The sequence below is a fragment of the Peribacillus sp. ACCC06369 genome (assembly GCF_030348945.1).
GTDB lineage: Bacteria > Bacillota > Bacilli > Bacillales > DSM-1321 > Peribacillus.
Map to the genome: position 1 here is coordinate 2448067 of NZ_JAUCEN010000002.1, position 16040 is coordinate 2464106.

General features: G+C 39.3%; 12 protein-coding genes and 1 pseudogene. 12 read left to right on the forward strand and 1 reads right to left on the reverse strand.

What is annotated here, in order from left to right; all coding sequences use genetic code 11:
- The first annotated feature begins 13 nt into the window (after positions 1-13).
- The 11 genes from QUF78_RS12750 (at position 14) to QUF78_RS12800 (ending at position 14980) form a co-directional block, all read left to right on the forward strand.
- Positions 14-1411, forward strand: a complete 1398-nt coding sequence (locus QUF78_RS12750) for a UbiD family decarboxylase (RefSeq protein WP_289324939.1) — start codon at positions 14-16, stop codon at positions 1409-1411.
- A gap of 962 nt (positions 1412-2373) precedes the next feature.
- Positions 2374-3933 (forward strand): AMP-binding protein, encoded by a 1560-nt coding sequence (locus QUF78_RS12755; RefSeq protein ID WP_289324940.1) that lies wholly within the window; start codon positions 2374-2376, stop codon positions 3931-3933.
- A 157-nt stretch (positions 3934-4090) separates the two neighbouring features.
- Positions 4091-4858: a response regulator transcription factor gene (locus tag QUF78_RS12760; protein ID WP_144553659.1), complete on the forward strand. Its 768-nt coding sequence runs from the start codon at positions 4091-4093 to the stop codon at positions 4856-4858.
- 33 nt (positions 4859-4891) lie between these two features.
- Positions 4892-5950, forward strand: a complete 1059-nt coding sequence (locus QUF78_RS12765; protein WP_289324941.1) for an XdhC family protein — start codon at positions 4892-4894, stop codon at positions 5948-5950.
- The gene (locus tag QUF78_RS12770; RefSeq protein WP_289324942.1) at positions 5937-6578 is read left to right on the forward strand and encodes a nucleotidyltransferase family protein; all 642 of its coding nucleotides are present in this window, start codon (positions 5937-5939) and stop codon (positions 6576-6578) included. Before QUF78_RS12765 ends, QUF78_RS12770 begins: the two co-directional genes overlap by 14 nt.
- Positions 6559-8979, forward strand: a complete 2421-nt coding sequence (locus QUF78_RS12775; RefSeq protein ID WP_289324943.1) for a xanthine dehydrogenase family protein molybdopterin-binding subunit — start codon at positions 6559-6561, stop codon at positions 8977-8979. Before QUF78_RS12770 ends, QUF78_RS12775 begins: the two co-directional genes overlap by 20 nt.
- Positions 8980-9030: 51 nt before the next feature.
- Complete coding sequence (locus tag QUF78_RS12780) at positions 9031-9906, forward strand: FAD binding domain-containing protein (protein WP_289324944.1); 876 nt, start codon at positions 9031-9033, stop codon at positions 9904-9906.
- 4 nt (positions 9907-9910) lie between these two features.
- The gene (locus QUF78_RS12785) at positions 9911-10396 is read left to right on the forward strand and encodes a (2Fe-2S)-binding protein (RefSeq protein ID WP_101225176.1); all 486 of its coding nucleotides are present in this window, start codon (positions 9911-9913) and stop codon (positions 10394-10396) included.
- A 21-nt stretch (positions 10397-10417) separates the two neighbouring features.
- Positions 10418-11209 (forward strand): enoyl-CoA hydratase/isomerase family protein, encoded by a 792-nt coding sequence (locus tag QUF78_RS12790; RefSeq protein WP_289324945.1) that lies wholly within the window; start codon positions 10418-10420, stop codon positions 11207-11209.
- A gap of 409 nt (positions 11210-11618) precedes the next feature.
- Positions 11619-13394, forward strand: coding sequence for a sigma 54-interacting transcriptional regulator (locus QUF78_RS12795; protein WP_289324946.1), 1776 nt, complete (start codon positions 11619-11621; stop codon positions 13392-13394).
- A 203-nt stretch (positions 13395-13597) separates the two neighbouring features.
- Complete coding sequence (locus tag QUF78_RS12800) at positions 13598-14980, forward strand: sigma-54 interaction domain-containing protein (protein ID WP_289324947.1); 1383 nt, start codon at positions 13598-13600, stop codon at positions 14978-14980.
- Between the two features lie 237 nt (positions 14981-15217).
- On the opposite strand, the pseudogene QUF78_RS12805 reads toward QUF78_RS12800, so the two are convergent.
- Positions 15218-15379 (reverse strand): annotated as a pseudogene (locus QUF78_RS12805) (transposase); the annotation flags it as partial.
- A gap of 21 nt (positions 15380-15400) precedes the next feature.
- Here QUF78_RS12805 and QUF78_RS12810 point away from each other — a divergent pair.
- The gene (locus tag QUF78_RS12810) at positions 15401-15823 is read left to right on the forward strand and encodes an alpha/beta hydrolase family protein (protein WP_289327420.1); all 423 of its coding nucleotides are present in this window, start codon (positions 15401-15403) and stop codon (positions 15821-15823) included.
- The last annotated feature ends 217 nt before the right edge of the window (positions 15824-16040 follow it).

Sequence of the window (16040 nt, forward strand, 5' to 3'; positions counted from 1 at the left end):
GAGGATTCAATTTATGAGATCAAAGACGTTTCGGACATGGCTTACACACCTGCAAACAACGGGTCGTTTAGCGACAATTGATAAAAATGTCAGTTTAGAATATGAGGTTGCTGCTATTGCGAAAAAATTAGATGGAAAAAAGGCTACCTATTTTACTAGCGTAGAAGATTATGAGATTCCTGTCGTATCAGGAATTTGTTCAACACGTGAGGATTTTGCAGAAGCTTTGGAAACGGATCAATACAATGTTATAACAAAATTCACAGAGGCGGTATCCGCTCCAGAAGCATGTCTGCTAGTTAATGAAAATGAAGCCCCTGTTAAAGAAAATATTATTCTAGAAAATATCGATTTGATGAAGATGTTTCCAATTCCGGTTCACCATGAGAAAGATTCGGGTAATTACATCACCGCTGGATTGTTTATTGTTAGGGATCCAGTTACTCGGAAGCAGAACGTTTCAATTCATCGTCTCCAAATTTCTGGGAAAAATAAGATAGGAGCCTTAATTTTGCCTCGCCATACTTTTCATTTGTATAAGCAGGCTGAAGAGGCGGGGAGACCACTGGAATGTGCAATCGCCATTGGCGTCGATCCGGTGACCTTACTGGCGTCTCAAGCTAGCACTCCGTTCGGAGTAGATGAACTTGAAATTTCAAGTGCTCTCCGTGGAGAACCATTAGAAGTGGTTCGTTGTAAGACGGTTGATATTGATGTCCCGGCTTATGCGGAAATTGTATTAGAAGGAAAAATTCTTCCACATGTTCGTGAGCCGGAAGGCCCTTTTGGAGAATTCCCAAAATACTATGGACCGCGCAGTGACAAGGAGGTCATTGAGATTACTGCAGTAACTCACCGAAACAATCCGATTTTTTATACGATTGTTCCTGCGGGATACGAACATCTTTTGCTTGGTGGGATTCCACGTGAGGCAAGTCTATTCCAAAGCATTCGCCAGACCGTCCCGTCAGTAACAGCGGTGCATATGAGCCCTGGTGGCACATGTCGCTATCATGCGATTGTTTCAATAAAAAAACGGAATGAAGGCGAAGCGAAAAATGCAATTTTAGCTGCTCTTGCTAATAGTTTTGATATTAAACATGTCGTCGTAACGGATGAAGAGGTTGATATTTTTAATATGGAAGAAGTGGAATGGGCAATCGCAACCCGCTTTCAAGCAGACAGAGACTTAGTGGTAGTTCATGAAGCACAAAGTTCGAAGCTTGACCCGTCAACACGCGATGGAGTGGGCTCGAAGATGGGATTTGACTGTACAATCCCCTTAGACAGTGAAGAAATGCAATACTTGCGAGTTCAAATTCCCGGCTACAATGAATGTAATCTAGATGATTATATAAATCCTGATAAATTGATTCAATCAGTTCATCTTGAAGGAGATATAGACTTCTAAAAAATATGAAAAAATTGTGGCTGACTCAAAAGGCTTAGTGCTTGACCTTTTGGTGTCAGCCTTTTCAACATGGGTAATCAAAAAAACACTTCGCTCATTTCCTACAAGTTATCATTCATATTCTCCTCTATTCAATGTGATTGTAAGCAAACCTGTACAAAAAGTATTAGTCAAACTTTTGAATTCATGTTGAACAGTATGCCTTTGATTCACTGGGTAAAAAAGACCTGCAAAGTCTCTTGAAAAATAAACGGCTTCATGCTTTATTTTTTTCCTTTAAAACCACTATCAAAACAACTAAACTACCTTTTCTAGATGGAATTATAAGGAACAGGAAGCCTAGGTTTTTTTATAAATGGAACTTGGCTTGTTTTTTGCAGTTTTAATAGATTCAATATAGGTACATTGTTTGTACTAAGGAAAATATTGATATGAGGAAAGTGAAATATTGAATACCAAAAGTAAGTTATCGATTATTATGTCTATTAATAAATTTAAAGATGCATTCTTAATTTTAAAATCATTTTTTGAAACATAACTCTTCTATCATATGTTATTTTAGTAAAGTAATATAAAGCGAGGGGGTATTCATGATGGAAGGTATAGGGAGTTTAAAATTGTCAGCAGAAATTGAACAGTCTAGGGAGTAGATTCAGAGGTGTTTAAAATATGCATCATGGGGTGCAAAAAAATAGAGCTTGTTAAAGAAAATAGAAAATATGTATTAAGCTGATATTTCTATAGTTGTGTAGCAGTGAAGGGTGACTACTCGATTGTAAATCTATATCTTATCGAATAATCGTAAAGGGTGTGGGGGCCTTGGAATCAACTGACTCAAGGATAATACCCGCAACAGCCTCCATGCTAAAAAACCACAACTGGCCTTACTTAGAATTAAAAAACGAGTAAAAAGTGATTTAGATAAGATAAGCACAACTCAAGGGGAAAAGGAGAGATGTAAAATGAATTTAGGTACATTATTCGATTTTGCAGTTGAGCGCTACCCAAACCATGTCGCTTTAGTTCAAGACCAAAAACGCTATACTTATGTCCAATTACAACAGGAAATAGAAAAAATTGCAGCCTCTTTGCAGCGTCTAGGCATTCAGAAGCAGGATCGTGTTGTAGTCATCTTAAAGAACCGAGTTGAAAATGTAATCATTTATTGGGCATTACAAAAACTTGGTGCGATCTATACTCCGCTTAATGACCGATTATCCACTAAAGAGGTCGAGTATTGTGTAAACGATGCTGAAGCGAAAGCTGTCGTCTATGAATCAGCCAGTCAAAATGCCGTATTAGGATCGAACTTTTCTGAAAGGCCAATTTTGATAGGTGATGAGAATTATATTGGTGTAGATATTTCTTATCCTGAACTAGTAGACCGAAGCCCAGGTAGCTATCAAAAGCCTACTTTAGATGAAAATGATATTTCGATCATGTTATACACGTCAGGAACAACAGGACGTCCAAAGGGAGTACCACGTACCCATAGGAATGAATATGCCTCAGCGATGGCACATATCGTCCAAAACCAGTACAAGTTGTGGGAAAGTACACTAGGAGTAATGCCGCTTTATTATACAATGGGCGTTCGTTCACTGCTTACCATGGCGTTATTAAATGGAAAAATTGCTATTTTGCCAGACTTTGATTCTGGAGATGCTCTTGAGATTATTTACAGAGAAAGAATCTCTTCCCTTTATTTAATCCCTACGCTTTATCATGATATGCTAACACATCCAGACTTCAATAAATATGACCTATCCAAGCTTGAAAAAGTTGGATATGCAGGTGCTGCAATGACCACTACATTAGTAAATCAATGTGTGAAGTTACTTAAACCAAAGGTATTTGTAAATCATTACGGCAGTACAGAAGTATATACGTTTTCTATTTGTCCTAATGTATCTGAAAAGCCAGGCAGTGTAGGTAAACCAGGTATTCACCAAAATCTTCGTATTGTAAAAGCAGATCCCGACGGTCGTTCTACTCCCGAAGATATAGTTGGGAAAAAAGAAATTGGTGAAATAATTTCAAATTTAGATTCCATTGAAGCATTTAAGGGGTATTGGAATCGCCCTGATGCTACTGTTAAAGCGATGCGCAATGGTTGGTATTTTACAGGAGATATTGGTTTTCTTGATGAAGACGGCGATTTATTCGTTGTTGGTCGGCTTGACGATATGATTATCTCTGAGGGAGAAAATATTCATCCATTAGAAATTGAAGATTGTCTGTCACAACATCCAAACGTTTTGGAAGCTATTGTTATTGGAGAGCAGGATGATCGATTGGGACAAATCGTATCCGCCTATATTGTCTCTAAAAACGAAACGGTTACAGCACAAGAGTTAGATGAGTTTTGTAAAAGGTATCCTAACATGTCGAACTATAAAAGACCAAGAAAGTATACATTTGTTAAGGAAATGCCAAAAAGCCCCGTTGGAAAAATCCTACGCCGAAAATTACGTGAGGGTGATTTTGAGGCACTACAAAATCAAAGCGATTCTGTAGGCTGATATAAAATAAATCTCTCCGCTGAGAGTGTTGAAAAAGATGTATTTTCTAACTCTAGTGAAAGTGGTTAAATTTTTATAACTCTCATCTTAAAAAATTAAAACTAATTATTTCTGAATATTTTTATAATAGATTTACATAGAAGTAAAGAGGTGTCCTATGGCAGAGCTGCTAATTGTTGATACAGACCTAAGCTGTATAAGCAATATTCGTCATATTGTTGAAAATAGCGACTATAACTTTCTTCGTATTTATGAAGCTAATAACGCACAACGGGCTATGATGATGCTTAAACAATCCCGTCCAAGTGCGCTTATAATGGATGTTTCACTTCCGAACATGGATGGCATAGATTTTGGGAAAAACGTACTACTTATCTATCCAGACTTACCCATCATTGCAATTACAGGGTTAAAAATGTTTGAAATCGTCCAATCAGCCATTAATGCGGGTTTTTCAGCTTATTTATTGAAACCGCTTACTAAAAACCAGCTTTTGAACATATTCGATCGTGTTTTAAGACCAATAATTAAAATGGAAATAAGTCAGACGGTTAAAAATGAAGGTGAATTCGAATTAGATTTAAGAAAACCGATTCAAAGTGCCGTACAATACATTCAGTTACATTACAATGAATGTCTTACTCTTAAAAATATTGCTGATAAGGTTTATTTAAGCCCATCCTACTTTAGTAAATCTTTTAAGGAAGAAATAGGGATGACATTTGTAGAATACTTATCTTGGATTCGTGTTCAGAAGGCAAAAAATATGTTAAGAATGATTTCTCTACCAATTGATGTTATTGCTAATAACACCGGTTTTGCAAATTCCAGTTACTTTGCAACAACATTCAAGAAAATAGAAGGAAAAACTCCAACTCAGTATCGAGAGCATTTTTTCTGGGAAAGAAAAAAAGATATCAATTGAAAAAAATATTTTTTCACTTTGGGAGGGGTGGTTATGATTACCATAATAAATGAGATGGACAGGTGTGTCAGAGAAAAGAAAAGAGGAATTCTGGCCACTGTCATACGTGTCGAAGGTTCAACCTACCAGAAAGAAGGGGCAAAATGTTTTTTTGCTGAAGATGGAGAGTTAATAGGCTTATTAAGTGGAGGATGTGTGGAAGGTGATGTCCTTGAGCACGGAAAAGAAGTTTTACAGACAGAAAAACCCAAAAAAATCCATTACGATTTCAGAGGCGAAGAAGACCAAATTTGGGGCTTAGGTGTAGGGTGTAATGGAGCCATTGAGATTTTTATAGAGCTATTTGATCCTGTTGGTCAACATGAAAGAAGCAAGTTAATGAGAGAGGCTTTTACAACAAGTCAGCCCATTATCATAGCAACCATAACTCGTGATGAAGAAGAATCTAAGATCGGTGAGAGATGGGTTCACTCCAATTTACAAATTGGGAAACCAATGGATCTCAAGATAAAAGATAACAGTGAAGTCTTCTATGACCATATTACGCCGGTTCCTACCCTTTACATATTTGGTGCAGGACCAGACGCTGTTCCATTGGTGAAGACGGTTAAAAATTTAGGCTGGACTGTAAATGTATTAGATCATCGACCGGGCTTTGTAAATAAAAGAAATTTTCCCTTAGCCGATGAATTAATATGCTATGAACGAGACCACCCCACTTCCGTTCCATTAAGTGAACATAGTTATGCTATTGTGATGAGCCACAATTTTACTCAAGACCAATTGGTTCTAAAATCGTTGTTACATTCATCGGTAGCCTATATCGGAGTGTTAGGACCAACAACTAGAACAAACCAGTTGCTCCAACCGATAATGAACGGTTTCACTATTGATGAAATACAGTTAAACCGTATTTATAGTCCTATAGGCCTTGATATTGGTGCAAAAACTCCTGAGGAAATTGCTATCAGTATTGCTGCAGAATTGGTTAATGTTCATCGTGGTGGTAATTCGATGCATTTAAAACAAACGAAGGGTAAGGAACTTTTGTATACCTCTAGAGATCATAGGGGAGTGATTGCTTATCAATGATAAGAATCATGAAGTCTGGGGGATCATTTTAGCTTCGGGCTTATCAACCAGAATGGGTACTCCAAAAATGCTTTTGCCCTATCAACAAAAGACACTAGTTCTTCATGTCATCGAAACGTGTTTACACTCAGTACTTGATGGGATGGTTGTTGTGATAAATCCAAAAGTGAATGGGTTGGTAGAGGCGGTATCTGTTCCTGGTATAAAACAAGTGGTAGAGAATCATGATTCACATTTAGGTATGTCTACTTCGATTAAAGTCGGACTGGAAGCTTTACCCCAACAAGTAGAGGCCATGGTTATTCTTTTAGGCGATCAGCCTGAAATGGATGAAGGCTCAATAAACAGAATTGTTGAAACCTACCAAGTAAAGAATAGGCCATCCATCGTTCAGTCGGTTTTTTTAAACAACGAGAAGGGGCATCCTGTTTTATTCAAACGAGATATGTTTCATCATCTTTTACAGGTAGAAGGAGATAGTGGTGGAAAGTCCGTCATTCAAAAGTTTAGCAGGGAAGTTGTATATGCACCAATGAATCAGCACATTATTCCGGATGTTGACACAATAGACGATTATCAAAGATTGATTAAAAAGAGGGGGGTTGTACATGACAAAGGTAATAGGTAAGTCTGCTACGAGGGTGGAGGACAAACGGCTACTAACCGGTCAAGGAACTTATATTGATGATCTTGGTAACACAACAAATACAGGCTATGCGGCAATTTTACGTAGTCCACATCCTCATGCTTATATAATATCCATAGACCCAACCGAAGCGGTAAAAATGCAGGGAGTAAAGGGAGTAGTAACCGGTCAAGACATAAAAGACCATGTAAAACCATTTAGTGTTGGGGTTACGGCACCAGTTAAGTATTTTCCTCTTGCCATCGAAAAGGTGAGGTATGTTGGAGAACCTGTTGCCATTGTAGTTGCCAAGGATCGTTATACTGCCGAAGACGCAATGGAAAAGATTAAAGTTTCTTATAAACAGTTACCAGCCATTGTAGATATTGAGAAAACGGTACAAGAGGATGCACCGATCTTACATGAAAATGTTGGGTCGAATATCGCCAATCATCGTCAATTCCATTATGGAGATGCAGACAAAGCCTTTAAAGAAGCAGATCATATCGTCAAGCATAAATATAAGTTTCCGAAATATACGGCTACCCCTGTTGAAACATATGGTGTGGTTGCAAACTATGATTCTGCTCATAATCAGTATAATGTTCATGCTAATTTTCATGGACCCTTTATTATTCAGGCAATCATGGCTCAATCCTTACAAGTCCCCAGCAATAAATTAAGACTGATCATTCCAAAGGATATTGGGGGAAGTTATGGAATAAAGGCAGGGCTTTTCCCATATATCGTTCTTTGTTCCATCACAAGTAAACTTCTCGGCTGTCCAGTTAAATGGATAGAAGATCGACAGGAACATCTTTCATCAAGTGCGAGCGGAACAGATCGCGTGACCTACATTGAAGCCGCCGTCAAAAATGATGGCAAGGTCACCGGTTTAAGAATGAAATTAATGGATAATGTTGGTGCTTATATTCGCGCACCAGAACCAGCCTGCTTATACCGTAACCATGCCAACTCAACCGGGGCATACGATATACCAAATTTAAATATTGAAGCGTTTGCAGTCATGACAAACAAGTCACCTACCGGGTTAATCCGTGGTTACGGGGGACAGGAGCATTACTTTGCCCTCGAAAGAATTATGCAGCTTATTGCAAAAGAACTTTCTTTGGACCACTCTGAAGTGATTAGAAAAAACCTGATTAAAAAACAACAATTTCCATTCACAACAGCTTCGGGTGGAATTTACGACAGTGGGGATTATGAGAATTCATTTGAACTCGCCCTTTTAACGGGGAAATATGAGAACTTTAGAAAAAAACAAGCAGAAGCGCGTAAAAACGGAAAAATTTTAGGCGTCGGCCTTGCATGTATCGTCGAACCATCCGGATCAAATATGGGATATATCACGGTTGCCTTAACACCAGAAGAAAGAGCGAAATCCTTACCGAAATCAGGGGCATCAGAAGCGGCTACTGTTTCAATGGATCCCTTAGGAAGTGTAAACGTGAGAATTAGCACTGCACCAACAGGTCAAGGACACGAAACTGTGGCAGCCCAAATTGTATCTGAAGTTTTAGGGATACCAAGGGAACAAATAAATATAATCGCTGAACTTGATACAGCGACTAGTCCTTGGTCCATCGCTTCAGGAAGCTATTCAAGTCGATTTGCCTCGTTAGGTTCAAGCGCTATTTATTATGCAGCCCAAAAGGTAAGGAAAAAACTTTTTAACATTACTGCCTCTCAACTTGGTGTAGACGTCTCTGAGCTCGAGCTGGGAGAGGGTTTCATTTACGTAAGGGATAATCCTACTAAAAAGTTTCCTATCAAGCGCCTTGCAGGTCTAGCACATTGGAATCCGCTTGCATTACCTGAAGGAATGGAACCAGGAATCTATGAAACTCATTATTATACACCTCAGGCTGCAGAACCACCGGATGATAACGACCTGATCAATTCCTCTGTCACATACGGATTTGTTGCGGATATGGTGACCGTGGAAATTGATCCGGATACAGCAGAAGTGAAAATAATAGATTATTTCACCGTTCATGATGCTGGAAAGCTTTTAAATCCGTTGATTGCTGATGGACAAATCATGGGTGGTCTGGCTCATGGTGTTGGTGGCGCTTTATACGAGGAATTAGCTTATGACAAGAATGGACAGTTCTTAACGGGATCATTTATGGATTATTTATGCCCAACTGCTCCAGAAATCCCTAATGTAACGATTAAACATACGGAGTCTCCGTCCCCTCTTACTCCTTTAGGAGCCAAAGGCTTGGGTGAAGGGAATACCATGAGTGCACCGGTGGCGATTGCCAATGCCGTAAGTGATGCCTTAGCCCATTTAGATATTATAATCGATGAGCTACCATTAAGTCCTAATCGCATTTGGAAGTTACTCAGTGAGGCAAAGGAAAAAGTGACAGCTCCTTAAACAAATATTCTGAATCTCATAAAAATAGGATTACCGAAGGGGAGGGGAAATATGAAACCACCAAAGTTTGATTACTATAAACCTACCACACTAAAAGAAGCATTGAATCTTTTAGAAGAAGCCGGTGAAGATGGAAAGATCATTGCCGGTGGGCAAAGCTTAGTTCCCATTATGAATATGCGACTTGCATCACCCAAGTGCTTAATTGATATTAATGGCTTAACAGAACTAGATTATATTAAAAATGATGAAAATCAAAATCTACTTCAAATAGGAACTTTAACAAGACAAAGTAAAGTAGAAGAATCTGAAATGGTAGCCAATACCTGCGGTCTATTAACCGAAGCAATTACCCAAATTGGACACGTGCAAACAAGGAATAGGGGAACTATAGGCGGAAGCATTGTTCATGCCGATCCAAGTGCCGAGCTCCCGCTTGCCTTGCTAACACTGAACGGTTCAGTGCAAATTGCATCAAAGGATGAGGTTCGAAACGTTGGTGCAGAAGATTTCTTTGTTACTTATTTGACGACAGATATTATGCCTACAGAAATCTTAACGGAGATTAATATTCCAATCATTGGAGGTAGACGAGGGTATTCGTTTCAGGAAATTGCCAGGAGGCATGGGGACTTCGCGTTAGTTGCTGCTTCTTGCTATATGACAGTTGATGATCATGACAAGATTTCATCCATAAGATTAGCCCTTGGCGGAGTTGAGGCTATTCCTTTGTTAATAGAGGATGCAGAAGACTTCATGATAGGGGAAACACTGTCCGATTCTTTGCTAGGAAAAATAGTGGAAAGTGTAGAATTAGCAGTTGAGCCCGAATCAGATCTTCATGCTTCAGCAGAGTATCGAACACATCTTGCTAAAGTTTTAACGAAGCGTACGTTAACACAAGCCTATGAAAGGGCAAGGAGGTAGAGAAATGGGCCGTCATCAAGTGGAAGTAACTATTAATGGCAAAGTCTATCAAGAAGAAGTGGAATCACGAATGCTGTTAAGTGATTTTATCCGAGATGTATGCGGACTGACTGGAACACATGTTGGATGTGAACACGGTGTTTGTGGTGCTTGTACCGTACACGTAAATGGCACAGCTGTGAGAAGTTGTCTCATGTTTGCTGTACAAATAGATGGGGACGAAATTAAAACCGTTGAAGGGTTAGCAAATAATGGTGAGTTGACAGATCTACAGAAAAACTTTGTCGAATGCCACGGTCTTCAATGTGGATTTTGTACACCAGGTATCTTAATGTCTACAACAGATTATCTTGAAAAAAAGCCAGATCCCTCTACCAAGGAAATCAAAGAAATGCTTTCTGGCCATTTATGCCGCTGCACGGGGTATGACGGTATCATTAATGCCATCGAGAAAACCATTGTAAATAAAAAAACAGCGATCTCATCTTAAATAGAAAAGGGGAAATAACAAATGACTATAACAGAGCAAACGTATGACCATATTCGGGTAGAGAAAAATACAGAAAAACAAACGGCAACAATCGTGTTCGATCGTCCAGAGAAAATGAATTATATCAGTATGCTCGGCAGAGAACAGCTGACAGAGATTTTTGATGGTTTGAATCAAGATGATGAAGTGCGTGTCATTATCCTCAAAGGAGCAGGAGATGTATGCTTCAGTGCAGGAGGAAGCATCCCAGAATTTATGGCGACCCATCAAGAAAAGCTTTCCCATTTAGCCGAAAACGTGGCTGCTCCTGAACGCTCTCCAAAACCTGTCATCGCTCAGCTGCAGGGGTATACGTTCGGTGTAGGCCTAGAACTTGCGATGGCCTGTGATTTCAGGATTGCACGGGAAGATACCCTGCTTGCCCTTCCGGAAATGAACCTAGGAATGATTCCTGGGAGCGGAGGTACACAGAGAATTGCAAAGATTGTGGGCTTAACAAGAGCAAAGGACATGATCATGCGTGCCAGAAAAATTCCTGCAAATGAAGCGTATCAATGGGGTCTATTAACACAAGTAGTGTCCAAAGGGGACCTTCAACAAACAGTGGATTCGTTAGTTGAGGAGCTTGTTCAATTTTCTCCGCTTGCTCAGCGTGTTGCAAAAGAAGTGTTGAACGCTTCTGAAGAAAGTCCGCTGGGAGTCGGATTGAAAATGGAAGGGAAAGCCTACGGCCTCCTTCGCACAACAGAAGACTTTAAAGAAGGCGTAGATGCGTTCGTCGAAAAGAGAAAACCTATTTTTAAAGGAAAGTAAATAATGGATAGTAAGTCAACTGAGGTGTTGAGAAACCCCTGAATCCGTTCTTTCCCAGCTTGTAGAGAAAGCGTGGTATTACTCTCTCTACAAGCTTTTTTTGTTCCTTTTGACTTCCTTACAAGGACTTACACCTTTGGATATTTAAAATAATTAAAAAGAAAAATCTTCTATCCTTAGTTGACCAATGAACTATCGAATGATATACAGTTATACCTATTTGAAGAGTAATAATATTATTGTTTTAAGAGGTTGTTTACTCTACTGATATTATTCACGATGGTGTTTATTAGGTTAATTTTTATATTCGTTTTCATATATAAGAGCTTCATTTCTACACATCTATTTAACAAGAAACAATTCCAAATATCCTTAATCTGTTCGAAAAGAATGAAAAAAGGTGATATACATGAACTGGTTAGATCGTATTGAACAAAATGTTCCTGTCGTTCAAAGTTCAGATCCTATCTGGAAAGTGGCTGAATACATGAAGTCTTCACAATTAAATGAGATCCCTGTTTTGTCGGGTCAAAATTTCATAGGAATAATTCATGCAAGGGATTTACTAAATACTGATTCAGACCGATTCGTCGAAGAGTACATTGATAAAGACTGTGTTTCAGTCGACGGGACGGAAGTGATTTACGGCTTACCGTGTTCCAACACCCACCAAATTATTCCTGTTGTAAAGGATGGAATTTATTACGGCAGTATCAAATGGAATGAGATTCATCGTTGCCTGCAGGAAGAATTAAATCAGTTGATGCTCGTTATAGACAATTCTTATGATGGAATATTGATAACAGATGAGACAGGTTATATTCTGCATATCAATAAAGAGTTTGAACAGATCACTTTGCTGAACAAGGAGGTAATGGTCGGGGCGCACATGAACGATATGGTGGATAATGGCCTATTTCTGAATGATTCTGTGGTGATGAAGACGCTACAATCAGGAAGATCCTATACAAACGTTCAGAAGTATAAAAATACTGGAATATATACTCTGGTTACAGCTACGCCGGTTTGCAACCAAAAAGGAGAATTGATCCGGGTTCTGGCAAACGTCAGGGACGTTTCGGACTTAACTAGACTTCAGGAGCAACTTGCTGAATCCAAGAATTTACCTTCGGGCTACCAAACCGAGCTCAAACAGGTGCGCATTCAAAATATAAAAAGTTCAGGAGAAGTGATAGCCTATAGCCAAGAAATGCTAGATGTCCTTGATCTTGTCTATCATGTTGCATCATCCGATTCTACTATATTATTGCTGGGGGAATCCGGAGTTGGGAAAGAGGTCATTGGCAAAGTGCTACATGAAAACAGCTTGCGTTTTGAAAAAGGATTATTCGTGAAAGTAAACTGTGGAGCGATTCCTCCTAATCTATTAGAGGCAGAGTTGTTCGGATATGAACAGGGTGCTTTTACAGGGGCAAAAAAGGCAGGTAAGCAGGGTATTTTTGAATTGGCCAATAACGGAACTCTTTTCCTTGACGAAATCGGAGAGTTGCCATTAGACATGCAGGTAAAATTCCTGCGGGTTCTTCAGGAACAGGAACTTATCCGAGTTGGAGGAACACAAACGATCAAAATTAATGTAAGGGTTATTGCTGCAACCAATCGAAACTTGGAAAGAATGGTGGAGGAAGGAACATTTAGGCTAGATCTCTATTATAGGTTGAATATCATACCAATAACAATTCCGCCACTAAGGGAAAGAAAGGATGATATTACTCCGCTACTTGGTTATTTTTTGAAGAAATTTAATGAGAAACATCAATATTCAAAACGCTTATCAAAAGAAGTTGTGGATCAATTGTTAATGTATAAATTTCCCGGGAATGTTCGGGAGTTATCCAATATAGTGGAACGACTAGTGCTTACCTGCCGTGCCAAGGTCATTAAATTGAAGCATATTCCAAATATAGTAAGTGAATGTAACGAGATAGAAAATAAACTGAAGATTCAAGAAGGTAAACCTGAGGTAGACTTGCAAATCCTCAAGCTGTCTTGTTACGGTCCTGCAGAAGGAGGCAACCTGGTCGATCTGGAAAAGGAAGCGCTAATCCAAGCCCTGAAAAAATATGGATCAGTGCGAAAAGCTGGTAAGGCCATAGGTGTCACTCATACAATGGTTCTCAAAAAGATGAAAGAGTTTGGGGTTACCCTCAATGCGATACGCTAAAGAACTATGTACATTACTATTCTAATTATTGTTCGTTTTGGATCCGGTTATATATTGAGATTCATATTCGTCGTTGTTTTGTTCTGCTTGTCGTACATTTCTTTTGTACTGTATAGAGAAGCGTTTCAGAAAGGGCTAACAGGGCACATAAGCGTTACTGGAAATGGTTTATAACTATACAATTTGGATCGTAGGAGGAGCACATGGAGTTTACGAGGATACCTGATTTAGAATTATATCGGACAATTGTGGAGAATTTTCATGATGGAATTTTGGCGATGAATCAGGAAGGGAAAATTCTATTGGTCAATCAGTCCATGCTTAAATTAAGTGGTTTACCTCGCGAAGCTTATGCTGGGCGGAATATAAGGGATATTGTGGAAAGTGGAATCTTCCAAAAAGAATCTGTCACATTGAGGGCTATTCAGGAAAAACAAACGGTGACCGATTTCCAACAGTATCAGAACGGAAGGACTGTCTTGGTTACTGCAATTCCTATCTTTGATGGAGGAAACCGTTTGATTCGGGTGTTATCCATCACCCATGATATAACCGATCAGATAATTATGAAGAAAAAGGTAGAAGAAATAGAGAGGCTTTCAGCAAAATATTATATGGAACTTTTATCACTTCGACAGCACCATTCCAAAAGGGGAATCATTACCGCTAACCGGATAATGAAGGAAATTATCGACCTTATTCACCATATCGGTCCAACTGACTCAACAGTACTTCTGTTGGGTGAATCTGGAGTAGGAAAAGATGTCTTGGCTAGGGAAATTCATGAGACAAGTAAGCGGAAAGATTCCGGAGCCTTCATCAAAGTGAACTGCGGGGCCATCCCTAAGGATCTCTTGGAATCTGAGTTCTTTGGCTATGATACCGGTGCCTTCACCGGTGCAAAGAAGGATGGGAAGCAGGGATTATTTGAACTTGCTGATCAAGGAACCTTATTTTTGGATGAAATCGGGGAGTTTCCCTTATATCTTCAGGCAAAACTTTTAAGTGTGCTACAAGACCAGCAGTTTACCCGGGTCGGTGGAACGAAGGTGATTCAGGTCAATGTAAGAATTGTGGCAGCGACCAATAGGGATTTAGAATCTATGGTCCTGAGAGGAGAATTTCGGGAAGACCTATATTACCGATTGAATGTCATCCCTATCCAGACTCCAGCATTGAGGGAACGAAAGGATGATATCCCCTTGTTAATCGGCCATTTTCTCCAAAATTTTAATGAGGAATATAATAAGAATAAATCATTTACGATGGATGCTATGGATATTCTTTGCGCATATCACTGGCCAGGCAACATCCGAGAATTGTCAAATATTATAGAGCGACTTGTCCTAACCACTAAAAACGATGTAATAGAACCGAAGGATTTGCCTATTGCAAAACAACATACGGGAGTCAGTCTATCAAAACTCTTAAGAAATGAGGATACCAAAAGTAACTTATTTAAGTCTGTGGAGAAAAATCTAATCGAGAGCATGATTCAGCGGGAAGGGAGTATTCGCAAGGCTGCCAAGGTATTGGGCGTTTCGCATACGACCTTAATCCGCAAAATGAAAAAACATGGTCTATAACGTCTACTCAAAGGGGGAAAGTCTCATCTTCTCCAGGGTCTAAGATGGAAAAGATAGTCGTTGTACACTCTCAGCTAGATGAAGTCCCTAAAGTGTTATGTCGAAGTAAATGACTAAAAAATTAAATAGTCATATTTCTTTATTCATTAATATAAGCGTACTCTCTGCTAGTCTACTTTCTTAATTGAGGAACTTGCCCTCCTTGACCCTGCACCCCTTCCATCCACACTGAAGAAAGATGGTTGCCGTAAACTTACCCGATGAGTGAACACTTGGATCTACTCCAGCGAAGGCAACCAGTTTTTTCGGATGATTAAACCGATCGATTTCACCAATTTCAGAGATAATCGTGGCTGCGATTTTTTCTCCTATACCGGAAATCGATTGGATGATCTTATATACCAGGGACACCTTTCTGATTTGGAAAATCGTATAGTGGCCCTGGCAAACACTTGGCTCTCTGGCTGGCATCCCGAATTAACAAAGTTCAAACGGAAGGGGATCGGAAATACTCTGCTTGTACCTATACAGAGCGTATTAAGTTTGGCAGGGGTTTCGGATCTGAAGAAGATGTGGGAAATCCATGAAGAAAAAGGGGGAAGTAGTCACGTAGCTGCTCAAGAAGTATCTGAACGTTGTAGGTTAGCTTCACCGATAGAATTGTTGCCTTTGAATGTCGAGCAAATTTTAATTCATGATGAGTTAGACCGCCATGTTCCAGTTGATTTGAGTGTTGAGTATCATCGTAGGGCTATTAAACAGGGCGATTTTACTTTGTCTGAAGAAATTCTAGAGGAAAAAAAGGAATATGACACCATAATTATTTATGACCACGAAGATTAACCTGACGTTAGTGGTCGCTATGACAATTGCGGTAAAGCTTAGTTTGAAAGTTCGGTTAAATATATTCGTAAATGCAGAGAGTGTGGCATGAAGAAATCGATTTAACCCTAGTAAGAAAGAAGTAAAAATCGTTTAGATTGGATCATCTACATTACCATTATTACCTTGTTTTGCTAAGAACTTCCTATAATATACCCCTAAAAAAAGCAATGTTTCT